The organism is Lysinibacillus xylanilyticus (assembly GCF_001183605.1).
GTDB lineage: Bacteria > Bacillota > Bacilli > Bacillales_A > Planococcaceae > Lysinibacillus > Lysinibacillus xylanilyticus.
In genome coordinates this window covers 1-25,658 of sequence record NZ_LFXJ01000009.1, presented here as the reverse complement: position 1 = coordinate 25,658, position 25,658 = coordinate 1, and the positions used below count along the sequence as shown (strand labels likewise).

Annotated in this window: 24 protein-coding genes and 2 riboswitches; of the genes, 19 read left to right on the top strand and 5 right to left on the bottom strand. The window is 36.9% G+C overall.

Annotated features, from left to right (window positions below; genetic code table 11):
- Positions 1–123: 123 nt before the first annotated feature.
- From ACZ11_RS17400 to ACZ11_RS17390, 3 genes are all read left to right on the top strand, one after another.
- Positions 124–1,272 carry a sensor histidine kinase gene (locus tag ACZ11_RS17400; RefSeq protein ID WP_427526242.1) on the top strand — a complete coding sequence of 383 codons (1,149 nt, stop codon included), beginning with the start codon at positions 124–126 and terminating at the stop codon, positions 1,270–1,272.
- Positions 1,273–1,288: 16 nt separating this feature from the next.
- The gene (locus ACZ11_RS17395) at positions 1,289–1,900 is read left to right on the top strand and encodes a response regulator transcription factor (protein ID WP_049667805.1); all 612 of its coding nucleotides are present in this window, start codon (positions 1,289–1,291) and stop codon (positions 1,898–1,900) included.
- Positions 1,901–2,069: 169 nt separating this feature from the next.
- Entirely contained in the window at positions 2,070–2,630 is a 561-nt protein-coding gene (locus ACZ11_RS17390; RefSeq protein WP_049667804.1) for a hypothetical protein, read from the top strand.
- A gap of 157 nt (positions 2,631–2,787) precedes the next feature.
- On the opposite strand, the gene ACZ11_RS17385 is transcribed toward ACZ11_RS17390, so the two are convergent.
- From ACZ11_RS17385 to ACZ11_RS17375, 3 genes are all read right to left on the bottom strand, one after another.
- Positions 2,788–3,762 carry a proline dehydrogenase family protein gene (locus ACZ11_RS17385; RefSeq protein ID WP_049667803.1) on the bottom strand — a complete coding sequence of 325 codons (975 nt, stop codon included), beginning with the start codon at positions 3,760–3,762 and terminating at the stop codon, positions 2,788–2,790.
- Between the two features lie 78 nt (positions 3,763–3,840).
- The gene (locus ACZ11_RS17380) at positions 3,841–4,593 is read right to left on the bottom strand and encodes an ABC transporter permease (RefSeq protein ID WP_049667802.1); all 753 of its coding nucleotides are present in this window, start codon (positions 4,591–4,593) and stop codon (positions 3,841–3,843) included.
- Positions 4,590–5,321: an ABC transporter ATP-binding protein gene (locus ACZ11_RS17375; protein ID WP_049667801.1), complete on the bottom strand. Its 732-nt coding sequence runs from the start codon at positions 5,319–5,321 to the stop codon at positions 4,590–4,592. Before ACZ11_RS17375 ends, ACZ11_RS17380 begins: the two co-directional genes overlap by 4 nt.
- 110 nt (positions 5,322–5,431) lie before the next feature.
- Between ACZ11_RS17375 and ACZ11_RS17370 the strand changes: the two genes are divergently transcribed.
- Positions 5,432–5,932 carry a methylated-DNA--[protein]-cysteine S-methyltransferase gene (locus ACZ11_RS17370; RefSeq protein WP_049667800.1) on the top strand — a complete coding sequence of 167 codons (501 nt, stop codon included), beginning with the start codon at positions 5,432–5,434 and terminating at the stop codon, positions 5,930–5,932.
- Between the two features lie 92 nt (positions 5,933–6,024).
- Here ACZ11_RS17370 and ACZ11_RS17365 read toward each other — a convergent pair whose 3' ends face one another.
- Both ACZ11_RS17365 and ACZ11_RS17360 read right to left on the bottom strand, forming a co-directional pair.
- Positions 6,025–7,320 (bottom strand): ammonium transporter, encoded by a 1,296-nt coding sequence (locus ACZ11_RS17365; RefSeq protein WP_049667799.1) that lies wholly within the window; start codon positions 7,318–7,320, stop codon positions 6,025–6,027.
- Positions 7,321–7,333: 13 nt separating this feature from the next.
- On the bottom strand, positions 7,334–7,675 hold the full coding sequence (locus ACZ11_RS17360) for a P-II family nitrogen regulator (protein WP_049667798.1): 342 nt from the start codon (positions 7,673–7,675) through the stop codon (positions 7,334–7,336).
- A 312-nt stretch (positions 7,676–7,987) separates the two neighbouring features.
- On the opposite strand from ACZ11_RS17360, the gene ACZ11_RS17355 reads away from it, so the two are divergent.
- The 15 genes from ACZ11_RS17355 to ACZ11_RS17290 all read left to right on the top strand — a co-directional run bounded on the left by ACZ11_RS17355 (position 7,988) and on the right by ACZ11_RS17290 (position 25,161).
- The gene (locus tag ACZ11_RS17355; protein ID WP_082172835.1) at positions 7,988–9,448 is read left to right on the top strand and encodes a nicotinate phosphoribosyltransferase; all 1,461 of its coding nucleotides are present in this window, start codon (positions 7,988–7,990) and stop codon (positions 9,446–9,448) included.
- A 22-nt stretch (positions 9,449–9,470) separates the two neighbouring features.
- Positions 9,471–10,295 carry an ammonia-dependent NAD(+) synthetase gene (nadE, locus tag ACZ11_RS17350; protein WP_049667797.1) on the top strand — a complete coding sequence of 275 codons (825 nt, stop codon included), beginning with the start codon at positions 9,471–9,473 and terminating at the stop codon, positions 10,293–10,295.
- Between the two features lie 475 nt (positions 10,296–10,770).
- Positions 10,771–11,091: a hypothetical protein gene (locus tag ACZ11_RS17345; protein WP_049667796.1), complete on the top strand. Its 321-nt coding sequence runs from the start codon at positions 10,771–10,773 to the stop codon at positions 11,089–11,091.
- Between the two features lie 431 nt (positions 11,092–11,522).
- Positions 11,523–12,161, top strand: coding sequence for a nitrous oxide reductase accessory protein NosL (locus ACZ11_RS17340; protein ID WP_049667856.1), 639 nt, complete (start codon positions 11,523–11,525; stop codon positions 12,159–12,161).
- A 59-nt stretch (positions 12,162–12,220) separates the two neighbouring features.
- Complete coding sequence (locus ACZ11_RS17335) at positions 12,221–13,492, top strand: right-handed parallel beta-helix repeat-containing protein (RefSeq protein ID WP_236690901.1); 1,272 nt, start codon at positions 12,221–12,223, stop codon at positions 13,490–13,492.
- Positions 13,489–13,941: a nitrous oxide reductase accessory protein NosL gene (locus ACZ11_RS17330; protein WP_049667794.1), complete on the top strand. Its 453-nt coding sequence runs from the start codon at positions 13,489–13,491 to the stop codon at positions 13,939–13,941. The genes ACZ11_RS17335 and ACZ11_RS17330 overlap by 4 nt, the downstream gene beginning before the upstream one ends.
- Positions 13,941–14,750 carry an ABC transporter permease gene (locus ACZ11_RS17325; protein ID WP_236690902.1) on the top strand — a complete coding sequence of 270 codons (810 nt, stop codon included), beginning with the start codon at positions 13,941–13,943 and terminating at the stop codon, positions 14,748–14,750. Before ACZ11_RS17330 ends, ACZ11_RS17325 begins: the two co-directional genes overlap by 1 nt.
- Complete coding sequence (locus tag ACZ11_RS17320) at positions 14,747–15,427, top strand: ABC transporter ATP-binding protein (RefSeq protein WP_049667793.1); 681 nt, start codon at positions 14,747–14,749, stop codon at positions 15,425–15,427. The genes ACZ11_RS17325 and ACZ11_RS17320 overlap by 4 nt, the downstream gene beginning before the upstream one ends.
- Before the next feature lie 239 nt (positions 15,428–15,666).
- Entirely contained in the window at positions 15,667–16,611 is a 945-nt protein-coding gene (locus ACZ11_RS17315) for an AAA family ATPase (RefSeq protein ID WP_049667792.1), read from the top strand.
- A complete protein-coding gene (locus tag ACZ11_RS17310) occupies positions 16,608–17,789 on the top strand; it encodes a DUF58 domain-containing protein (RefSeq protein WP_049667791.1) in 1,182 nt (393 codons plus the stop codon). Before ACZ11_RS17315 ends, ACZ11_RS17310 begins: the two co-directional genes overlap by 4 nt.
- Positions 17,786–19,972, top strand: a complete 2,187-nt coding sequence (locus tag ACZ11_RS17305) for a transglutaminase TgpA family protein (RefSeq protein WP_049667790.1) — start codon at positions 17,786–17,788, stop codon at positions 19,970–19,972. Before ACZ11_RS17310 ends, ACZ11_RS17305 begins: the two co-directional genes overlap by 4 nt.
- 35 nt (positions 19,973–20,007) lie before the next feature.
- A riboswitch (purine riboswitch) is annotated at positions 20,008–20,109 on the top strand.
- Positions 20,110–20,260: 151 nt separating this feature from the next.
- On the top strand, positions 20,261–21,811 hold the full coding sequence (guaA, locus tag ACZ11_RS17300; RefSeq protein WP_049667854.1) for a glutamine-hydrolyzing GMP synthase: 1,551 nt from the start codon (positions 20,261–20,263) through the stop codon (positions 21,809–21,811).
- Between the two features lie 618 nt (positions 21,812–22,429).
- On the top strand, positions 22,430–22,606 hold the full coding sequence (locus ACZ11_RS26400) for a hypothetical protein (RefSeq protein WP_161804477.1): 177 nt from the start codon (positions 22,430–22,432) through the stop codon (positions 22,604–22,606).
- Positions 22,607–22,708: 102 nt separating this feature from the next.
- Entirely contained in the window at positions 22,709–23,377 is a 669-nt protein-coding gene (locus ACZ11_RS17295; protein WP_049667789.1) for an MOSC domain-containing protein, read from the top strand.
- Between the two features lie 244 nt (positions 23,378–23,621).
- A riboswitch (purine riboswitch) is annotated at positions 23,622–23,723 on the top strand.
- Between the two features lie 133 nt (positions 23,724–23,856).
- Positions 23,857–25,161 (top strand): NCS2 family permease, encoded by a 1,305-nt coding sequence (locus tag ACZ11_RS17290; protein WP_049667788.1) that lies wholly within the window; start codon positions 23,857–23,859, stop codon positions 25,159–25,161.
- The last annotated feature ends 497 nt before the right edge of the window (positions 25,162–25,658 follow it).

The window sequence follows — 25,658 nt, the reverse complement described above, 5'->3', positions numbered from 1 at the left end:
AAACATATATTGTGGATGAAGCAATTGATATGTAATTTACAGCTGTCATGGTAAAAACCATGTACAGGCATAAAATTAATATTCTTGTTATAATAAGGGAAAAGTAGGAAAGAGCGTGAGATTATGTTGAGGAAATCGCACAGTATTATTCCGAATAGTCCAATGCTCAGTATATATTTGTGGATTATTTTCTGTTTCCTACCGTTTTTCTTCATTTTTAGAAAATCATCTTATATAGAAATATCAATAGGTATTACATTTTTAATACTATATTTTATTTTCTATCGGTTTTCCATGAATTCGAAAAACGGTCTTGTTTATATGTGGATTAGTTTTGAAATGGTCATTAATATCGTTATGACCATACTATATGGCTATGTGTATTTATCGATTTTCACAGCTTTCTTCATTGGAAATATTCGTAAACCTGTTGGCTTCTATATTATGTATGGATTACATATTGGCTTTACGGTTATTTCTACAGGTGTTGGCTTTTTCGTAGAGCTACACTTATTTTTATCACAACTACCATTTGTTGTTTTAACGATCCTAGCGGTTGTGCTTCTCCCACTAACGATTTATTCAAAAAATAAACGCGAAAATTTAGAGGGTCAGCTTGAGACTGCTAATGAACGAATAGCTGAGTTAATTGTTTTTGAGGAACGCCAACGTATTGCTCGGGATTTACATGATACACTCGGTCAAAAGTTATCGATGATAGGCCTAAAAAGCGACTTGGCTTCAAGATTAATTGAACGTGACCCACAGCAAGCTCTAACAGAGATTAAAGATATTCGTCAAACGGCAAGTATCGCATTAAAAGAGGTACGTGAATTAGTATCGGATATGCGAACAGCTAGGTTTGAGGATGAGCTTATGCGTATTTCTCAAATATTAAAGGCTGCTGAAATGGAGTTTATATTTGACGGTGATAAAGATACTTTACAAGTTCCACCACTTGTAGAAAATGTATTATCAATGTGCTTAAAAGAAGCGGTTAATAATGTCGTAAAGCATAGTGGTGCTACAAAATGTGAAATTGCTTTCCATCAAAATTTTAAGGAAGTATATTTAGTTGTTCGTGATAATGGACAAGGAATCACCAAAAAGCAAGCTTGGAAGACAGGTAACGGATTAAAGGGAATGCGAGAACGGTTAGAGTTTATAAATGGTTCTTTTAAAATCGAAAGTGAAGAAGGCACTACATTAACAGTGTCGATTCCAGTGGCGATAACGCATCAAAAGGTCAAAGAAAATCTGAAGAACATATAGAAAAGAGGTTTGCGACATGATACGAATTGTAATTGCTGAAGATCAGGGTATGCTATTAGGCGCACTTCGTTCATTACTTAGTATGGAGGATGATATGGAGGTTGTCGGATTAGCAAAAAATGGTGAAGAAGCATTGGCGCTTGTTGAAGAGCATCAGCCTGATATTTGTATTATGGATATTGAAATGCCAGTGAAAACTGGATTGGATGCTGCCGAAGAACTGCATTGTACAGATTCTGATTGTAAAGTGATTATATTAACGACATTTGCAAGGCCGGGTTATTTTGAACGTGCAAGAAAATCCAGCGTTCGTGGCTACCTACTGAAGGATAGTCCGATAGAAGAATTGGTCAGTGCCATTCGTACAATTATGGACGGCAAAAGAATATATGCGCCTGAACTCGTTGATTTTGTCTATGAGGATGATAGTGAAAATCCTTTAACTGACCGAGAGAGCCAAGTACTGACACTTGTTGCAGAGGGAAAAACGACAAAAGAAATTGCTGCAGAATTATTTTTATCGGCAGGGACTGTTCGTAATTATATCTCCACTATTTTAGAAAAATTAAATGTTGGGAATCGTATTGAAGCTATTGCACGCTTTAAAGAAAAAGGGTGGAATAAATAAATAGCTTAAGAACCTATCATGATAACCTTATACCAAAGGTAGACAAAAGGCATTGAATCATTTAAATTCAGTGCCTTTTTCTTTGGAAAAATATATTAGAATATTGAATATTTAGTCTACTAATGATAATATTTAGAAAACTATAAATGTTTTAATAGGAAGGATGGAAATGATTATGGGAAAAATTATGAAAGTTACATCAACAGCATTATTAGCAACAACTTTTGCCCTAACTAGCGCATATCCTTCAGCCGTTTTTGCTGCAAGCAACGATATGGTTGATCCAGTAGTTGAGACGGAGACAGATATCCCATTACAAAGTAATATGGATCTAGCTGTTCAGGCGGCATTAGTCGGTCCTGAAATAAAAAAATTAAATGTACTAGGTCATGAATTTAATGTGAAACCAGCTTCAATTTCGAAAAAGAATGATCTAACAGTTGTAAATGGGCAGATTTCCCATCACTTGAGCTGGCGTCCAGATGATCAGTTATACTACCGTATTGATATAGAGAATGGAGAAGTAAAGCAAGTAGACATTAAAATTGACCGTGGAGGTTGGACAAGTTTATCAGCACCATTTCTTGCTACATTAGCACAAAAGAATGATATTCCGATTACGCTCGAAATGATACAAGAACTTGGGCAAAAATTAGGTAGTTTTATTGATGGTAAATGGGAGTATGCAGCAGAAGCAATTGTTTCGGCCATTGCGTTACAAGTTGAATAATATAAAAATAATCAGTGGGGCTTTTTTTCATCCCGACTGATTATTTTTATGACACGTTTTTAAGGAATTCCTAATAGTGCTTGAGTGATCAGAGTTTGAATATCCACAACTAAAGCCAGAAGCTTATTAATTAAGCTTCTGGCTTCTATGTGGGACCTTATTTTTTGCGTTTTGTTAAACGTCCAAGAACGAAAGCACCTGCTGCAACAGCAAGGACTGTGTTCGTTTTTTTCGTAAATACTTGTTTTGTAACAAGATTAAGATTTTGAGGACGCTCCGCTAAACGGCGCATAAAGTAGCCGTACCAATCTTCGCCGAATGGTACATATACACAGAAGTTATAGCCTTCTTTTGCAAGCTCTTTTTGCATTTCTGTACGGAAGCCGTAAAGCATTTGGAATTCGAATTTATCAAGTGGAATATTATTGTCTGCTACAAAGCGTTTTACGTGTGCAATAACATTATGATCATGTGTTGCGATGGACGTAAATTTACCATGTAGTAAATGATATTCGATTAACTCGATGTAATTTAAATCAATATCTAATTTATCTTGGAAAGCAACCTCAGCAGGCTCTTTATAAGCACCTTTTACGATACGAAGGCGATAGTCCTTGAATTTTTCGATATCGTCCTTAGCGCGGTAAAAGTAAGATTGGATAACAGTACCTACATTATTAAACGTTTTCGATAGCTCTTCCACCATATCAAAGGATGTTTGTAAACGACCGTAGTCTTCCATATCAAAGTTAACGAATATATTATATGCTACTGCTTTTTCTACAATCTCATATAAATTATCGTAACAAAAATCAACATCAATATCTAAACCTAATTGAGATGGCTTTAACGAAATATGTGCATCAACGCCATTCTCATGAATAGCATCAATAACAGCAAGGATTTGTTCTTTAGCTTTTGTTGCTTCTTCTTCAGTCGAAACAAATTCCCCTAAATTATCTACTGTGCAAGAGATTTTATGTGCGTTAAGCTCTTTGATGCTCGCAATCGTTTCTTCAATATTTGTACCAGCTACTACACTTTGTGCTCCTAATTTTAGTCCGTATTTTTTTGCAGCACTATTTAATAGTTGGTTTTCAGATAAATGGATGAAAAAATCGCGTAATAACATGGTCATTCTCCTCACTGCATTTCTTTTTTCTGTATTATAGCATAATTTAGAAAATAAATATTGTTTTTACTATAACAATTATTTCACTTCAAGTATTTGCATACGCTCATTAAAAAGTGCAGGATAGCTTAAAAAACCTATCATTATGCTAGATAATGTCGCTGCTGTTAGCAGGGCGAAAATGATTAATAGTTGGAATTGCACCGCTTGAATAGGGTCTGCTCCGCCAATTATTTGGCCACTCATCATACCTGGTAATTGAACAAGGCCAATTGTTTTTTGGCTTTCAATTGTAGGAATCATACTTGCCTTTATCGCATTCATTAGCTGTCGACGAATTGCCTGTTTTGGTGTACCGCCAAGCGATAAAATTAACTCGATTTCGTTCTGATGACTTGAAATTTCCGAAGTAAAACGATTTAAAAACAGAACCGATAATACCATTGAATTACCAATCATCATGCCGCTAATTGGAATAATATACTGAGCTGTTGCAGGTACAATATCAAAACCAAGCAATACTCCTTGCGTAATAAGTTCTACTACAATGAGTGTTAGTGCTATTTTCCATGTAATACCTTTAATACCTTTCCCTTTTTTACGAGCATTTAGTGTTGCTACTATAATCATTAAAGCAACCATAAGGAAAATATAAATATAGCTTTGAGCATTAAAGACAAATTTTAAAATATAACCGACGGCAAGTAGTTGAATAATAGAGCGAATAGTAGCGATGAGTGTATCTTTTTCAAGTCCTAGCTTCAAGGTTTTTGACAATAGAAGAGGGATTAAAACAAAAATTAACGTTAAAGAAAGCGAAGTATACGTCATATATTCACCCCCTGTACAAATTCAGCGACACGTGGATTTTTAGGTGCGTTAAGTAAGGAGCTTTTTCCTGTTTCAATAAGTTCTCCGTCCATCATGACCCAAGTGTAGTGTCCGATTGTCAGCGCTTGCTGTAAGTTATGAGTTATCCAAATGATTGTGACATTAAACTTTTTATTGATTGTAGCAATCAGTGTCTCAATTTCCTGCACGGATTGACGGTCTAGTGCTGATGTGATTTCATCTAGCAATAAAATGGAGGACTGATTAATAAGTGTTCTTGCAATAGAGACTTTTTGTCGTTGTCCACCTGATAATTTATTCGTAGGGCGTTGTAAAAAGCTTTGATCGAGTCCAACGTCTCGTAAATATTGGATAGCTTCTTGCTCTGTAAGCTTTTCTCCTTGTAACGAACGAGGAAGTGCAAGATTGTCAAATACAGTCCCTTCTATCATAGGGGCCGCTTGAAGGGCCATGCTAACATGTCTTCTTAAAGCAGTTGGCTCGTATTTAGAAATGTCTTGATTATCAATTAATATTTGACCATCTGTAGGGGATAACAGTCCATTGCACAATTTAAGTAGAGTTGTTTTGCCAGCACCTGAAGGGCCGACTAATGTAGTGATTTTTTCTTTTGGGAAAGAACCAGTAATCGAATTTAATATCATCTTGTCATTCGATGAAAAGGTGACATGTTGAAAATGAATAGCAGGCTCATATGATGTATTCATAAAGTTAAAACTCCTTTATACTAATAGGTAAAATAACTGTAGCATGAAACAAAGGGAAGCTAAATAATATTTTACAGGTAATGGGTAAATTAAGTTAAGGGAGATAGAGAATGGATATATTATATGTAGATACATTAACATATGCACAAGGGAATATGTATATCATTGCTTCAGATGAAGGACTTGTATATATTGGAACACCGAATGCACCATTTGAAGAGGTGGAAGTGTGGGCAAAAAAGCCATTTAAAGGCTATCGTTTTGAAGAGAATAAAGAAAAGCTACAGCAATATGTTAAGCAATTAACGGCTTATTTTAATAAAGAACTTACTGAATTTGATGTGCCAATACATGTCAAAGGGACACCGTTTCAACTAGCAGTATGGGAAGCTTTGAAGGAGCTATCATATGGTACAACGACAACGTACTCAGATATTGCACACCGTATCGGTAATCCGAAAGCAGTAAGAGCTGTAGGCAGTGCAATTGGTGCCAATCCGATATTGGCGATTATTCCATGTCATCGCGTAATTGGAAAAGATGGTAAACTAACAGGCTTTCGTAGTGGACTAGCTATGAAAGAATTTTTACTGGAGCTAGAGAGAGCATAAACAGGAATCTGCACATACCTTTTGGGATACAGCTTGCCAAAGGGATTGCAGATTCTTGTTTTTGTATTAAAGAAGCCGAAGCTCAATAAACACTATACATGTTCCTCTTGGACATTGTTATTTGTTTTACCGAAATGAGTTAAACGATGAGCAAATGTTTCTCCTCGTACGGCAGAGCCTTTGAAAATATCCTGAAACTCATAAGCCGGAGCACCATGTTCGATGACATCTAGACCAGTGACTTCTTCTTCAGCAGAAACACGTAATGGCAGAAATGCTTTTATTATAAGTAAACCAGCTGCAACTGAAATGCTAACCCAAGCAATTGTAGCAATAACTCCTATGGCCTGCACTGCTAATAGGCCAAAGCCTCCTCCATAAAATAATCCTTGACCACCAATATCAAACAAGCCGACTGCTAGAGTTCCCCAAATGCCACATATACCATGGACAGCGATTGCACCAACAGGATCATCGACTTTTAATTTCCATTCAATGAAGCGGACGCCCTCGACTAAGAATGGAGCAGCAATTAATCCGATAATGATTGAACCGACAATACTAACATTAGCGGCACCAGCGGTAATACTTACAAGCCCTGCTAAAGCACCGTTTAATGTGAGTGAGCCATCAATATGACCATATCGGAATTTCGTATAAAGGGCAGTAACCACAACTCCAGCAGCAGCCGCGAAAAATGTATTTGTGATTACGCTAGGAACAAGTTTAGGATCAGCAGCTAATGTTGAGGCACCATTAAAGCCAAACCAACCAAACCAAAGTAAAAATACGCCTAAAGCTCCTAATGGTATACTATGTCCTGTAATAATGTTAACACGACCATTTTCATATTTACCCAGACGTGGACCGACCATTACCGCTGCTACAAATGCCGCAACTGCACCTGTTAAATGAACAACGGTAGAGCCAGCAAAGTCGATAAAACCAAGATTTGTTAACCAACCTTGACCACTCCAAACCCAATGACCAACAACAGGATAAACAAGTGACGACATGAGAATAATAACGCCGATATAAGCAAAAATATTAGTACGTTCTGCCACCGCTCCAGATAATATCGTTGCTCCAGTTGCTGCAAACATCGTTTGGAAAATAAAGAAGGAAAGATTATCTACACCATTTAAGGCAAAGCCACTTGCACCGAAGATACCGCCAAATGAATCTCCAAACATAATAGCGTAACCACAGAGAAAATAGACAATGCCGCCAAGTGATATAGTTAGGAAGTTTTTCATAATAATATTGACTGCGTTTTTTGAACGTGTAAAGCCAGCTTCAACCATCGCAAATCCTGCGTGCATAAAGAAGACTAAAATCGTACCGAGCATCATCCAAACTAAATTTATAGATAATGTAATTTCATCCATATATATCGCCCCCTTATTCTACTGCAATTGATCCGACTTCTTTTGTGCGGATACGAATTGCTTGTTCAACTGGATAAATAAAGATTTTGCCATCCCCGACCTTTCCGGTTGCTGCCTTACATAATAAAACTTCAACAATAGGGTCTACTTTTTCATCATCTACAATCATTTCTAATTTTAACTTCGGCAAAAATTCAATTTCGTAGGTATTTCCACGAAATAACCCTGTACGCCCTAATTGACGACCGCATCCAGCAATCTCTGAAACACTGAGCCCTGCAATTCCTTCCTGTGCAAGTCCGTCTCTGACAGCACCGAAAACTTCAGGACGGATGATTGCTTCAATTTTTTTCATCAATATCAGCTCCTTGAGTAAATTTAATTTACATGTTAAAACGCTATGAAAAACAGCGCAATAATTTTTTGAATATTCATGTTATATTTTATTACATGGAATATTTCGTCTTTCGTAATAGTTTGCTGAAAAGGTTTTTAAAAGGGGAATGAAAGCGGTACTAAAAAGTGTGTCTAAAATGTGTACAATTCAAAATTTTCTAAAAATTCATGTAAGGAAACCTAACATTAAAGTAGGAGGATGTAATACGCAAGAATTTGGGTATTTAGTGTATACTAGGACTAATTATCAAAGCGGAAGAAGGGGTTTCTTGTGAGATCAAACTATGCAGATGATAGCTTAGCGCTACACACGGACTTGTACCAAATCAATATGGCAGAATCATATTGGGCTGATGGTATACATAATAGAAAAGCAGTTTTCGAATTATATTTTAGAAAACTACCTTTTGGCAATGGTTATGCAATTTTTGCGGGATTAGAGAGAATTCTTGAGTATTTACGTGATTTCCGTTTCACTGATTCGGACATAGCGTATTTACGTGAAGAGGTTGGTTATAAAGAGGATTTTATCGAGTATTTAAAAAATATTCGTTTTACAGGGGATATGTACTCTATGGTGGAAGGAGAAACTGTTTTCGCTAATGAACCAATTATCCGTATCGAAGCGCCGTTAGTGGAAGCACAGCTAATTGAAACCGCATTACTTAACATTGTGAATTACCAAACCTTAATTGCAACAAAGGCTAGCCGTATTAAACAAATTATTAAAAATGAAGTGGCGATGGAGTTCGGTACACGACGCGCTCAGGAGATGGACGCAGCAATTTGGGGAACGCGTGCAGCGTTTATTGGTGGTTTTGCTTCAACTAGTAATGTGCGAGCAGGTAAACTCTTTAATATACCAGTATCAGGTACACATGCACATGCACTTGTACAGGCCTATAAAAATGATTATGATGCTTTTCACTCCTATGCAAAACGTCATCGTGATTGCGTATTCCTTGTAGACACTTACAATACGTTAAAATCGGGAGTACCAACAGCGATACAAGTGGCTAAAGAGCTTGGTGACAAAATTAATTTTATTGGAATTCGTCTAGACAGTGGGGATATAGCTTTCTTGTCAAAAGAAGCACGCCGTATGTTAGATGAGGCAGGCTTCCAGAACGCTAAAATTATCGTATCAAATGACTTAGATGAATACACGATCTTAAACTTAAAGGCTCAAGGTGCAAAAGTTGATGTGTGGGGAATTGGTACAAAGCTCATTACTGCGTATGACCAACCAGCTTTAGGTGCTGTTTATAAAATGGTCTCCATTGAAAATAACGATGGACAATTAGAAGATACGATTAAAATTTCAGCGAATGCTGAAAAGGTAACGACGCCAGGTCTTAAAAATGTATATCGCATTATTGATAGAAAGAATGGCAAGGCGGAGGGGGATTACATTACGATGCAAGATGAAAATCCCCAATCAGAGAAAAAAATTAAAATGTTCCACCCTGTTCATACATTCGTATCAAAATTTGTAACGAACTTTGAAGCTAAGAATTTACATCATCATGTAATTAAAAATGGTGAAATAAATTATCAAAATCCTACTTTGGAAGAAATGCGGGATTATGCAGCTAATAATTTAGAGTTGTTATGGGATGAATATAAACGTGCCATGAATCCTGAGGAATACCCAGTCGATTTAAGCCAAAAATGCTGGGATAATAAAATGCGTAATATTGAAGAAGTAAGTGAAATGGTCAATCGATTGTAAAGCGTAAGGAGTGAAGGACAAAATGACATTACAGCAAGAAATCATTAAGGAATTACGTGTATTGCCTACTATTGATGCGCAGGAAGAGATTCGCAAGTCTATTGATTTTTTAAAGGAATATGCACGTCGTTATAGCTTTGTAAAGGGATTTGTTCTCGGAATATCAGGTGGTCAAGACTCCACGCTAACTGGGAAATTAACGCAGCTTGCGGTTGACGAATTAAATGCTGAGGCAGGAGAAGCGAAGTACACGTTTTGGGCAGTTCGATTACCATATGGTGTGCAAGCAGATGAAAAGGACTGTCAGGATGCGATTAACTATATAAATCCTACGAAAACTAATACGGTCAACATTAAAGATGCAGTAGATGCAAGTGTTAGAGCCCTAACGAATGCGGGTATTGAACTAAGCGATTTTGCTAAAGGAAATGAAAAGGCACGTGAGCGAATGAAGGTGCAGTATTCTATTGCTGCTATGAATAATGCTGTTGTGTTAGGGACCGATCATGCTGCGGAAGCAATTACAGGTTTTTACACAAAATTTGGGGATGGTGGTGCGGATTTAATGCCAATCTTCCGTCTCAACAAGCGTCAGGGTAAGCAGATGTTAGCTGCGCTTGATTGCCCGGAGCACTTATATTTAAAAATACCAACTGCAGATTTAGAGGAAGATCGTCCTTCATTACCAGATGAAGTAGCTCTAGGTTTAACGTATGACCAAATTGATGATTATTTAGAGGGTAAGGAAATCCCTGAAGATGCTCGTAAAACATTAGAAGGGTATTATTTACGTTCACAGCACAAACGTCATATGCCAATTACTATATTTGATGATTTTTGGAAGTAATATTTAATTAAAGATAAAGGGTATTTATTAATAAATATCCTTTTGTATATAAGTTGATTTCCGTTCCGTCTGGGCGACTCCAGGAAAGCGCCTAGCCGGAACGGAAATCAACCCCATGCTATGATGATGAGTAATAGTTGGGAAAAGAGTTATAAGAAAAAGTGAAAAATACTTTTTCTTATAGCTCTTTTCTCTCTTTTTTAACTTCTTTCAGCAAAAGCCTCCAACCTTTATAGGTGGTGATATGAATGAGAGTTTAAGTCACTTTTCAACGGGTGTCCCAACATATGTCCCTGTCGCTACGCTTTCGGTACAAAAAACATTTGCTGAAAGAAGTTAAAGCCTCCGGCCGATTCCGGACGCAATTATGCCAAGGCATAATTGATTAATTTGGTTCTGTATTATTAAGTTCAAGCATATAATGTCGATATATATACCTATAGAGTTGATAAAAAGTAAAGGAGGGTAATTATTTATGAGGACTTCTAGAGTAAGTTCGACGACTAGTAGTATATTTCGTAACGAACAACAGTATTTACATGCTGGGGATTTAAGTCATAATTTCGGACAAAATCCGAAGCAACAGTTTAAAAATAGTCTGCAAAAGAATAAAGATAAAAAGCATATCAGTAAAACTAGACAAATACAGCAGCAACGTCCAAATAAAATAGCGGCTAGTTATGTGGACAGTGCTTATGATTTGCAAATACGCAATGAATTAAATGAAACTGCCGTTAAGTTAAGTCTTGTCAGCAAACAAAAGAAGCTTCTCAATAGTTACCGTTCTTCTATATAACATCGTAAATCAAACTCACTACATCATTTTGGATGTAGTGAGTTTTTTATTTGTGTTGAAAAAAATGTTGTGACACTTTAAGTTCCAGCATATTAATAGTTCTTCGCCAAAACGAGGGGGTGATTTCCGTTATCGCTAATCCCCGAGGAGTCGCCGGTCTCCACTCCAATCGACCACTTTCGGCAAGTCACTCTAATTTTTAGTAATAAAACGAAATTTCGCCAACAGGTCAGGTACACCTTAATTACTTTCAATACAAGGTGTAAAAAATGGAAATAATATATTTTTTATTCAAAATATTTGAATTCAAGATGTTCAATGAATATTCAAGTAAATTTTTCCAATACTTCACAGCTATTTTTAACTTATTTCACAACTTACCTGTAAAGTAATTAATAGCAATAGAAGAAAAGAAATTGGGGGAAGCAATTGTGAAAAAATTATGGTTACCTGTACTAGCAGTATTACTTTTACTCGCGGCTTGTGGTACAGAAAAAGCGCAAGTTAAGAAAGAGGAATCGAAGCAAGATGTCGCAGCAAATGAAGCAGAAGCAAAGGATAAATCAACACAGGTCGCTTCTTTAGCGGATCCACGTTTACAAGAGCCAAAAGAAGGTACAATGTGTGAAATGTGTAATATGAAAGTGTATATGAAGGACGAAGATATGGGTGAATTCTCTACTCAAGCAATAAAAGAGGATGGAACAGTTGCCTTTTATGACGACATAGGCTGTTTAGTAAATGCCGAGGTTGCTAATCATGAAAAGAACGAAAAATTTGTACGTGATTTTATCACAAAAGATTGGGTAAAGGTTGATGATGCAACTATCGTCAAGACAGACCTAAAATCTCCCATGAATTGGGGATATATTTATTTCAACGATAAAACTGATGCAGACAAATATATAGCTGAAAATCCAACTGCACATGTAGAGGAATTACAAAAAATTAAAGATGATGCGTTAGAGCGACGTAATAAGAAAATGAAAGAAAAAGCTGAAAAAGAAGCCAAAGGTGAATCTGATTCTATGCATATGGAAGAAAAGAAACCTGATGGTCATGGTCATTAATCGAAGGGACTAGGGGGAATCCTCTAGTCTTTTCGTGTTGAACTGGGAGGTAAGGATTGGTGAAAAAAATAGGGTTTACCTTATTATTTTTTCTATTTATGAGTCAGACAGTGCACGCCGATTTTGATGTACAGGAAGCCATTAATGTAGCAAAGCCAGGGAAGGTCGTTCATATTCCTGCTGGTCGTTACCAAGGTAATTTTATTGTGACAAAACCGATAACGCTACAAGGTGAAGAGGGAACGGAACTTATCGGTGAAAGAGACAACCCCACACTCCGAATTGAAAACACAGCTAATGTCACTGTGGAAAATATAACGTTATCAGGGAAAAATAAGGCGATTGTTGCTAGTACTGTAGATGGGCTTGAGCTACGTAAGTTACAAATTAAAGATGTTCATACAGGTGTCCATATACAAAGTTCCAAAAATGTACACATACATGATATCAATGTGACTGGTATCGAGGGTCATTATTCCCAAAAAGGTAATGGGGTGGCTGTTTTTAAGGGTGAAGACATCACTATCGAAGGCAATACTATTGAGCAAGTGCAGGATGGAATTTATATAGAAGAGGTCAAGCATATTGTTGTTCAGCGTAATAAGGTGACGAGTGGCCGTTATGGTACGCATTTTATGTATACAAGTGATGCTGAAGCACTTTTTAATACATATGATCAGAATGTGACTGGCCTTATGATTATGATGACAACAAATATATTCCTTGAAAATAATATAGTAGCTAATCATTTTGATTTTAATGGCTACGGTATGCTGCTGTATGATGTGCAGCAAGCCAAAATTAAACATAACACGATCAAAAATAACCGAACTGGTGTTGCAATGCAGAAAAGTGCAAATATCCAAATTGAAACAAATGATTTTCAGATGAACCAAACAGCCATCGAAGGTACAAAGGTAAGTGACGACACAATGGCTAGTAGAAATAACTTTACGGGTAACATTTTAACTGCGCGCTCCGATAAGCAAGGCTTTCAACTAGTAAGTAATTATTATGATGATTACTCAGGGATTGACTTAAAAGATAATGGTATCGGTGATATTCCGTATGTAGCTGTGTCAAGCTTTGGTCAATGGATGGTACGCCAGCCAGTTTACCAATATTTCGTGGCATCTCCTAGCGTCATTTTACTGACATCGCTGGATCAGCAAATCAATAAAATTGAAAAGAACATGCTTGTTGATAATACTCCTAAATTGGCGATGAAGCATGAGAACGAGAAGAACAAGATGAATGTGGTGCAAATGCTATTGGGCTTATTCTTGACATTAAGTAGTTTATGGCTATGGAAAAGAGGAATAACAGAATGAAAAAATGGATAATGATTGTAATGCTATGTTGTGGTGTTTTGATGGGCTGTAGTGAAAAAACATATGAGCCTCGTGACATAATTAGTGAAACCGATGTTTGTAAAATTTGCAATATGAGTATAGTTCACAATGCATATGCTGGTCAAATTGCGTTGAAGAATGGTGATTATGAAATTTTTGATGACATTGGCTGTCTGATGGAATATATAAAAGCAAATGGAGAAGATGAGATAGGGGCGGCTTATATTAAAGATGCAGCAAAAAATGAATGGATTGATGTTTTTAAAGCTGTTTATGTATACAACAAGGATTATTGGACTCCGATGAATTATGGGGTAGTTGCGCTCGATTCAAAGGAAGCGGCACAGGAGTGGATGACTACAGAGGGTGAAGGTCAGCTACTTGCCTATAAGGATTTACACGATTTTAAATGGGGGATCCATAAGTGATGTATAGCATGCTTATTAAACTAGAATTAAAGCAAATGCTTAGAAGTCGTTGGATGCAACTTGTAGGCATACTTTTCACATTTGTTTTTACAGCTATCGTTGTCATTCAGCAAATGGCATTACCTGATGTAGATGGTTTTACAAGACAGACCGCCTCGTTTTTAAATGTATTGTTGTTTTTATTGCCTTTGTTTATATTAACAATCGGTAGTATGAGTATCGCTGGTGATGTGGAATCAGGCTGGTTTTCATTATTAAAGACATATCCGATGACACGTACGCAATATATTGCAGGAAAGTATATAGCCTCCGTACTTGCCTTTTTATTGGTCGTTGTTGTGGCGTTTGGAGTGATTTTAGCGCTTGGTGGATTTCTTGGTGGAGTGCGTTTACCATTTATTTTCATTATTTTAACTTTGCTATGTATCTTCATCTTTGTGTCATTGGCCATTGCAGTAGGAGCATTTGCAAAAACAAGATTATTTGCACTATCGTTATCACTTGTATTTTGGTCCATTTTTTTATTGTTAATCTCTTATGCTTTAATGGCAATCGGAACTGTCGTGGCGGGACATATTCTTCAAAAGCTGACGATTATAGCGATACATATTAATCCTGTGGAGTGGCTGCGCTTTGGTTACTTTATTTTTACAGATCAAGCTAGTGTGCTTGGACCAGCATTTTATAAAGTAACACAGTTTTATTCATCGCCACTAGGTTACGCAGTATACGTAGCTGTGACACTACTTTGGATAGTGTTTCCATTATCTTACACTAGCTTACTTTTAAAGAAAGGGGAAAGAAGATGATGCTATTAGAAACAAAGAAGTTATCGAATATCTATGATAATAATAGAGGTCTTCAAGAAGCCTCCTTTTCTTTACAGGCTGGGCGTATTTTAGCGCTTGTAGGAGGAAATGGTGCTGGAAAGAGTACTTTAATTCGCCTGCTAACTGGGCAAGAAAAGCAAAAATCAGGAGAAATAATATGGCATAAACCACAAGCTATTCGGTACATGCCTGACGATGTGGACTTCCCGTCTATGTTAACAGCAGCAGAAATTTTGCAGCTACTTGCCTCTTTAAAGCAAATTGGCAAAAAGGAACAGGAAGATGTACTGAGACGCGTTGCTTTATGGGATGTTCGAAAGCAAAAAGTGAAGCATTTCTCAAAAGGGATGCGTCAACGGTTGAATCTGGCTCAAAGTTTACTCGGTGAGGGCTCTTTGCTTATTTTAGATGAGCCTACGAATGGTCTAGATCCTTTTTGGATTGCAGAGCTGAAAAAAATGATGCTAGAGGAAAAAGCAAGGGGCTGTACTGTCATATTTTCTACGCACTTACTGGCTTTTGCGGAGGAAGTAGCGGACGATGTGTTAGTTTTACATGAAGGAAACATACTTATTTCTGGTGAATTAGAGGAAATACTTTTACAAGAAAATTCATCTTCATTAGAGAATTTATGGTTAAAAAAATTAAATCTGTAACATTCTGAGAGGTAATGGCGTTATACTAAAAGATAGGTTTGTTTGAATTGTATTCAAGCAAGCCTTCTTTTTCATGCTGAAGTGTTACTACTTTTCTTGCTAAGTGCTCGAACTATAGGAATAAAGCAATAGAGGGACGTTTCATATAATTGTGTTACAAAACATATTTCGTTATTCTTAAAGGAGTTATCATGCAATTCGAACAATTGCTGTAAATGAAGTAGGAGGTTTTTTGATTTATGAATTCACAAATACAAGTTGTATTAGAAAATATAGAAAAAGTAATGATAGGCAAAAGAGAAGTTGCGGAGCTCAGCATAGTAGCTTTGCTGGCAAGGGGACATGTCTTGTTAGAGGACGTACCAGGTGTCGGAAAAACAATGATGGTGCGAGCACTGGCTAAATCCTTTGATGCACAGTTTAAAAGGATTCAATTTACACCTGATTTATTACCGTCAGATGTTGTAGGGGTATCTATCTATAATCCAAAAACGTTGGAATTTGAATTTCGACCTGGTCCGATCATGGGAGATATCATTTTAGCTGATGAAATTAACCGTACGTCTCCAAAAACACAATCTGCTTTACTTGAAGGGATGGAGGAAGCTTCTGTAACAATTGATGGTAAAACTTTAACAATCAATCAACCATTTTTCGTTATGGCCACTCAAAATCCAATTGAGCATGAGGGAACATATCCGTTACCAGAAGCACAGCTAGATCGTTTCTTACTAAAAATAAAAATGGGTTATCCTTCAAGAGGGCAAGAAGTGGAAATTCTTCGTCGCGCTGAACATGGTAAACCAATTGAAAAAATTGAAGCGGTGCTAACAGTTGCGCAATTAAATGAATTGCAGGAGCTTGTACAGGGTGTGTTTGTTAAAGATTCGGTCAAAAACTATATGGTCGAACTAGCGACTCAAACAAGGGAAAGTAGCTATGTATATTTAGGTGTAAGTCCTCGCGCAACGATTGCTTTAATGAAAGCTTCACAAGCTTATGCATTTATAAAAGGGCGTAGCTACGTTACTCCTGACGATGTTCAATATTTAGTACCATTTGTTTTTAGCCATCGCCTAGTATTAAAACCAGAAGCTCGTTACGATAACGTTACGGCAGAGGAAATTATTGAGCGAATTATTGCGAAAACACCTGTGCCGACAAAGAGGTTTGCAGAGCAATGAAGAAATGGCAAGCTTTAATAGAGAAAAGTAAACATTTCTTATTAGTATCTTTGTTAATGATCATAACGTTTTGTTATGCCATGTTCCAAGGTGGGTTTGTTAGTTGGTTTGTGTTTTTTACGGTTAGTCCGTTTTTATTATACGCAGTTATTTTCTTACTGGTGAAAGAAGATATTTTACTAGTGGAACGCAAAATTGAGCCATCTCATGTTGAGTGTGGACAATCTGCTAAGGTTACAGTTACGGTAGAACGAAAAACACGCTTTCCGTTTGCTTATATGATGATGGAGGAACTTGTGAACAGTGAAGCCCTTGTTCAATCGAGGGTCCAAGGAACGAATACCGTTAAGTTCGTTGGCTTCAGGAAAAAATTTAGCTGGGATTACGTGTTGGAAAATATGTCCCGTGGCGAGCATCGTTACTTAGGTGTTAATATTGTTTTCTGTGATTTTTTTGGCTGGGCAAAAAAGCGAGTTGCGGCAGAAAAGGAACAAGTCATTTTAGTTTACCCGAGAGTACGCGAGATGAGGTATGCCGCGCTTCAAACAAAATTTGATGTTGGTACAATGATGTCTCCTTATTCGATTGTGAAGGATACATCAATGGCTGTTGGCTTACGTGAGTATGTTCCAGGTGACCGTTTTTCATGGATTCACTGGAAATCATTTGCGAAAACACAAACGTTGCAATCTAAGGTATTTGAAGATCGTCAATCACAAGAGTTAATGTTGGTACTCCATGCCGGAAAGTCTCCGTTATTTGAAGAAAAAATTGAGCTTGTAGCATCGATGCTACAAACAATTGTCGGAGAACGTGGAGATATTTCATTTGTTTCAGCTGGTTCTAAAACGAATGTGTTTACTAATATCCAAGGTAATAAGCAGCTAGATCAAGTAATGTATCATTTAGCTGCAATAAAACCGGCTGAAGCTGTCAAATTTCAATTACGAGATCAGCAAGTGTTTAAGCATATCGCAACATTACTGTATGTTACGAGTGAAGTATCAGATGAACTACTTCATTCGCTAGCCAATATGGTGAAAAGCTGTATTTGTTTTGTAGTAGCGGAGCGGCCACCTGTGCAAACGGAGCTGGCTAAGCGTTATAAGCAAATTCGAGTTGTATATGTAAATCCAACAGATTATTACCATCTGTTCACGGAGGTGATGAAGCCGTGAAAAAATCACAAGGAGATTTTATAGAATTAACAATAGCATACGTAATAATTTTTCTAATTTTACGTGAGTGGCTTATTCCTGTAATGGAGCTAACAAATACAAGCTTGAATCATTTGTTTTTAGTGTTTATCGGTCTATCATTGGTACTCAGCTTATTTCAAATACATCCATTGTTGTCGGGATTAGTGAAATTTGGTTATATTACTTGGTTTATAGTGTTTGTTTATAGTGAAAGTCCCTTTATATCAGGACAGACATTACCATTTCTAATGCATGAATTGAAATGGAATATGACTAAAATTCTTTCGGGAGATTTTGGACAAGTATCGGATTCATTTAGAACGGTGCTATTCCTTGTGTTGATTTGGATGTTAATATACCTAATTCATCACTGGATAACGGTGCGGAAAAATATAATCTATTTCTTCGCGTTAACCGTATTCTTTATTGCTACACTAGATACGTTTAGTGACTATGATGGAAAGGTAGCAATTGTTAAAGTTATTGTGCTTGGATTAATAATGACAGGTTTGCTTTTTGTTAAGCGCCTATGGCTTCAAACAGATGCACCGAGCAATGAAATAGGAAAGTGGAAACTGGCTATTCCGATGATCGTTTCGGTAATGCTTGTTAGTTCAGTGGCATTCTTTTTACCTAAGACAGGGTCGATCTGGGCTGATCCAGTGCCATTTATTAAAGGGGTTGCAGGGCAAGGGAACTTTGGAACAGGTGCAAAAAAAGTAGGTTACAGCGAGGATGATAGCCGATTAGGAGGACCGTTTCAAGGTGATAATACACTAATTTTTACTGCAACTTCCCGTGATCGCCATTATTGGCGTATAGATACAAAGGATACTTATACTTCGAAGGGCTGGATTCTTTCGGAGGGGAACTTTGGCAAAAATGTCTACCAAACCAATACCCCTATCCAAACTTCGTTACAAGTTGGATCTCCTGAAAAAGAACGTCAAATTCAAATAGACATTGCTTCTCCAATGCCATTTTTATTGCAAACGTATGGCATGATATCTGTTTCTGCCCAAGATTCACCACTGTTTATTCAGGATGAGCGCACTGAAAAGATAGCAATAGAACAACAGAATGGTGAATCAAAATTATTGTCTAACTATACTATTTCTTATAGTGAGGCAGAATATAGCATGAAGCAGCTTCAAATGTCTGAACCATCCTCATTAGAAAAATTAGATACGTCCTTTAATCGTTTTTTACAATTGCCAAATACCCTTCCGCAACGTGTAGTAGATTTAGCGAATGACATTACAAAGGATAAAGCTTCGGTTTATGATCAAATAAAAGCAGTCGAAAAATATTTTTCATCTCATGGCTTTAGATACGATAAAAAAGAAGTAGCAATTCCGGCTGAGGGTCAAGATTATGCTGACCAGTTTTTATTTGATACTAAAGTTGGCTACTGTGATAATTTCTCAACATCAATGGTTGTCCTCCTACGTTCGGCAGGGATACCAGCACGTTGGGTGAAAGGCTTTGCACCTGGCGAGCCTGGTCAAATAACAAATGGTTTACAGGAGTATCAAATTACAAATGATAATGCACACTCATGGGTCGAAGCATATGTACCTGGAACAGGCTGGATGGAGTTTGAACCGACAATTGGATTCGCAGGGAATGAGAATATTGATTATGATATTGAGCAAGATACTCCTCAGCAGGAGCAAGAACTGCAGCCAGAAAAAAAACAAGAGCAACCAAAGAAAGAAGAGCAAGAGCCGAAGAAAGAAACATCTAGCTCAACGTCGTATAGTTTTGATTTAGGTTGGACATGGATGAAAAAGTTTACTTATGTATGGATCGCTCTAGGCATTTTGATGATCCTCGGTGGCATTGCTTTGTTTATGCAACGTAAAACGTGGATACCTAAAATGCAAGTACGAGCATTTCGTAAAAAAGAAGCGGACTGGACAAATTTTGATGCTTCATACCAGGTTTTAACGAAGCAATTATCTCGTATTGGCTTACGCCGGAAAGATGGCGAAACATTACGTGCATTTGCTGAGCGAGTTGATGAAGCGTTAGAGACAGGAGCGATGCAGAAACTGACCGCTGTGTATGAACAACATATTTATGGCAAGGATAAACAAGAGGTTGATCTTGTGAAACTGAAAGAAAGTTGGGAAAATTTAATCAATCGCACTATCAGTTGATTTTGATGGGTACAAAGAGTAAAATGAAAAAAATTATATATGATTAGGATTGCTTTCATATAAGTTCGATAATAAGGTTCGGATGTTTCTACGAGATCACCATAAATGATTTCTCTATGAAGGTGGATGTTTTGGTTAGGTGAGAAGGTTAGTAAATCACTTTTCTTTGCTACGCATTCGCCTTTATAAATCAAGAGCTTATGAACGCGTAGGAAGTTTTTACTTTCATACGCGTTTTTCTTTGAACATATGAAAAGTCCTTTAAAAATAGTAGAAGAGGTGGAAATATTGTCAGCTAGCCCTGTATTAGAGCAAGAAAAAATCGTCGTTCTTGATTTTGGTAGCCAATTTAACCAATTGATTACGCGTCGTATCCGTGAATTTGGTGTTTTTAGTGAGTTACATCCTCATACGATTACAGCAGAAGAAATTAAAAATATGAACGCATCAGGTATTATCTTTTCAGGTGGTCCAAACTCAGTTTATGACGAGAATGCATTCCATGTAGACCCAGCTATTTTTGAATTAGGCTTACCAATTCTAGGTATTTGCTATGGTATGCAATTAATGGCACATACTCAAGGCGGTAAAGTTGAAGGTGCTGAAACACGTGAATATGGTAAAGCAGAAATTAAAGTAACAGCTTCAAACAAGTTATTCGGTGACTTACCAACTGAACAAATCGTTTGGATGAGCCACGGTGACCATGTAACAGAGGTACCTGCTGGTTTTGAAGTAATCGCAACAAGTGCTGCTTGCCCTATCTCTGCAATGGCAAATGTAGAACGTCAACTATATGCAGTACAATTCCACCCAGAAGTACGTCACTCTGTATACGGTAACGACTTATTACGTCAGTTCGTATTCGACATTTGTGGAGCAAAAGGCGATTGGTCAATGGCAAACTTCATTGAACTTGAAATCGCAAAAATCCGTGAAACAGTAGGCGACAAAAAAGTATTATGTGCACTTTCAGGCGGTGTAGACTCATCAGTTGTTGCTGTTCTAATTCATAAAGCAATTGGTGACCAACTAACTTGTATGTTCGTTGACCACAACTTAAACCGTAAAGGTGAAGTTGAGCAAGTTATGAAAACATTCACAGAAGACTTCGACATGAATCTTATTAAAATTGATGCACGTCAACGTTTCATGGATAAACTTGCGGGCGTTTCTGATCCAGAGCAAAAACGTAAAATTATCGGTAACGAATTTATTTACGTATTCGATGAAGAAGCAGCTAAACTTGAAGGAATGGATTTCCTAGCACAAGGTACGCTTTACACAGATATCATTGAATCTGGAACATCAACTGCACAAACTATTAAATCACACCATAACGTTGGTGGTCTTCCAGAAGACATGCAATTCAAATTAATTGAGCCACTTAACACATTATTTAAAGACGAAGTGCGCGCATTAGGTTTAGAGCTTGGTCTTGACGAAAAAATCGTTTGGCGTCAACCATTCCCAGGTCCTGGTCTAGGAATCCGTGTACTTGGTGAAGTAACAGAAGAAAAACTAGAAATCGTACGCGAAGCTGATTTCATCCTACGTGAGGAAATCGCAAAAGCTGGTCTTGATCGCGACATCTGGCAATACTTCACGGTATTACCGGACATCCGTTCAGTTGGCGTAATGGGCGATGCACGTACGTATGACTATGCAATCGGTATCCGTGCGGTAACATCTATCGACGGTATGACTTCTGACTGGGCACGCATTCCTTGGGATGTATTAGAGAAAATCTCTGTCCGCCTAGTAAACGAAGTAAAACACGTTAACCGCGTGCTGTACGATATTACATCTAAGCCACCTGCAACTATTGAGTGGGAATAGACCTTGTGAAATACAAGGTTATTGATACACTTTAAATGTTGATATATCAACGTTTTTTGTGTTCTTAGTTAGTAAAATCACTTCTAACTATTTATATGTAAATTCAAACTCTCTTTTATTTAGTTTTAGCAACTAAATAAAAGAGAGTTTTTTTATGGTCAAAATTACGGAACTGATAGATGATTTTGAAATGAGTTAACAGGTTCAGGAATGGAAGAAGTATACTTCGCGAACTGCATAGAAGAACAGTCTAACATTACTAAAATTGAAGGTGTTAGAACCGTTCATTTAAGCGATATATTCGCTCTTTTCAGGGGTTAGGTAAAGAGAACGCAATTACAATCAACGATAGTATAGCCACGATAAGGGCGAGGATTAAGAAAGAAACCATATAACAAATAGGACTAATAATGTCACCTTTAAATAAAGTGCGACTATAATCCAACAAAAGACAGATTTATAATATAAAAAATGACTTTCTTTAGTTTTTCAGTGCCCTTCAGTAGTTGGTGGGTTGCCTCATGTATTTTATAAGAATGTCCTGAAAGGTAAAAATTGGACATTGTTATAAAAATGTAAATAGAATATTATGAATATTGTAGAAAGGGTGTGTTTAAAATGAATCTAAAGACTGCTAAAGAAGTTATTGAAGAACTACAGGTAACTATGTCACATATGTGTCCAGAAGAAAAAAGGAATTTAGAAGTTTGGCTTAAAGAGTATTACATAGACGAAATAATAAAAAAAGAGAGTAATAAGGCACGTACAAAAGTTTATATTTCGAATGCTTTCTGATAGCTAGTCATTGGAAAAAGTTATACGATGAATCGTTAGGTATAGTAAAGTAATAAATGTAAATAAGACTCTATGTCGCTGTTTAATTTAGGGAGGAATAAGATGGGAATAGATATAGCGATGATTCACACACTTGCTATTGGTATGCCGAAAGAATTGCATTATAGTAATGGGCGCTCGATGATTACAGGGATTGAAAAACGAAAAGTACAAGAAGTTTATTTGTCCGCTCGTGGATTTGAGGGGGACGATGTAGCAGATAAGAAACATCACGGTGGTCCAGACCGTGCCGTTTGTTTATATCCTGCGGAGCATTACATACAATGGGAACGGGAACTTGGTAAACCGTTGCCGACAGCAGCATTCGGTGAAAACTTAACGGTAACGAATATGCTGGAAGCGGATATTTGTATTGGCGATATTTATAAAATAGGTGATGCTGTCATCCAAGTTACCCAAGGACGTGTACCTTGTAGTACGATTGATAAATATACTGAGGTGAACATATTACTCAAACGTTTAATTGAAACAGGATATACGGGCTTCCTTGCTCGTGTACTGGAAGAAGGGACAATCTGTGCTGATTCAAAAATTGAATTAGTGGAAAAGCACCCTGCGCGTATTTCAGTTTTACATTGCAACGAAGTGTACTTTAAAAATAAAGATGCACTTGCGATGAAACGTATTCAGGCGGTTGATGCATTAGCAGAAGATTGGAAACAAAAATTAGAAAAAAGAATTCAGCTCTTGCAAAGTAAAGTGATGAATTAAGCATATGACGATATCAAGGGAGCTCTCCCGCAATTGCTGTATTAAAATCCTCTAGAAATCGAATGAGTTCTAGGGGATTTTTTATTTTGTAACTATCGATAGAACGTTCAGTCCTGGCCTATTTATGCAACGATTTCTTAAAATGTGAATATTAAATAAGAATTTTACACGAACTTTCGTGTAACATTTATAAAAAATGTTCGGAAATAGGGTTGAAATCTAAAAAGTGAAATGATATATTACGATTGTAAATTAAATATGTCGTCGTATAATGTCGGGGATAAGGCCCGTGAGTTTCTACCAAGTTACCGTAAATAACTTGACTACGATTTTAGTTATATATACCAATGTATAGACACTAATTAATTTCACACAATAACCGGTGATGAAATGTATCGTAGACATGCGACTAGTAGAGTAGTCAGCGTGTTTTTTTTGTTTTCGATATTGAAGACGACCATACGGAGGATTTCTTTAAAATGAAAAAGTATTTCATGTTCGATGAATTAGGAACTAATTATCGCCGCGAAATAATAGGTGGTATTACTACATTCCTTGCTATGGCTTACATTTTAGCTGTTAACCCTGGTATGTTAGAAAATGCAGGAATGGATAAAGGTGCTGTATTCGTAGCTACAGCATTAGCAGCTACAGTAGGTTCTCTGATTATGGGTATATTCGCTAAATTCCCAATTTCACTTGCCCCAGGTATGGGCCTAAATGCATTCTTTGCCTTTACTGTAGTTGGAGCGTACGGTATTCCTTGGCAGACTGGTTTAACAGGTGTTTTCTTCTCAGGTGTTATCTTTATCATTCTTTCGTTAACAGGTATTCGTGAAACAGTAATTAATGCTATTCCGGTACAACTTAAATATGCAGTTTCAGCAGGTATTGGTTTATTTATTACATTTGTTGGTTTACAAGGAGCGGGCATTATAACAGATAGCCCAGCTACATTGGTAACTTTAGGAACATTTACTGGTTCAACTTTACTAGCTGTATTCGGGATTGTCCTTTCAATTATTCTAATTATTAAACTACGTAGTATTGGTATTTTCTTAGGGATGGTTATAACAGCTATTGTTGGTATGATTACAGGTGTGATTGAGCCTCCTACAGCAGTTGTTTCAGCAATTCCAAGTGTGGATTCTACATTTATGGTAGCTTTAGATCCGATTTTCCATGACTTCGGTTCATTATTAAACGTTAAATTTTTAGTTGTTGTGTTAACATTCTTGTTTGTAGATTTCTTTGATACAGCGGGTACTTTAATGGCAGTTGCGACACAAGCAGGATTAGTAAAAGATAATAAATTACCACGTGCAAGCCGCGCATTGATGGCTGATGCTCTTGCAACAACAATTGGTTCCTTATTTGGTACATCAACAACTACAGCATATGTTGAGTCAACTTCTGGTGTAGCAGCAGGTGCTCGTTCAGGTTTCTCTGCTGTAGTTACTGCAATACTATTCCTGATAGCGTTATTCTTCTCACCATTACTAGCTGTGGTAACTCCAGCCGTAACAGCGCCAGCTCTAGTTATTGTTGGTGTTCTGATGGTATCTTCATTACGTTTAATAGATTGGGATAAATTTGAAATTGCAGTACCTGCTTTCTTTACAGTAATCATGATGCCTCTTGGTTACTCAATTGCTACTGGTATTGCAATAGGCTTTGTATTCTATCCAATAACAATGCTTTTAGCGGGTCGTAAAAAAGAAATTCACCCTATGATGTACGGATTATTCTTTGTCTTCCTTGCATACTTTATCTGGGTACGCTAATTATAAATATACAAATCGAAATATAAAAAGCATCTGCAATTGTTAGAAAACGAAACTAACAATTGCAGGTGCTTTTCTTATTGGAATATTTAACGCTAGTGAAAAAATCAAGAAGATCTTAATGGTAAGTAAGCTGCATTAATTTCTACAGGAGAAAAGGGGGGTGATTAATGTGGGAAATCAGAGGAAGTTAAAATAATCGATTAAAGAGCCGTTCTTCAATCGAAACATATAAGGGAGTTTATTTGGTGAAGTTTATTTATATATTATAGAAGAAACTCTTTGTTAATTAATTAGAATAGTTTTACTTTAATAATTCTCTTGCAAACTTAATATTAAGGTGATATATTTATAAACGTTGTTACGAAACAAATAACAACATTAAAAATACTAACATAAGTGGTTGACATAGAGTTAACAACATGTTAAAGTATAGAAAGTCACTTAAATGTGACGAACAAATGAACCTTGAAAACTGAACAAGCAAAACGTAATCA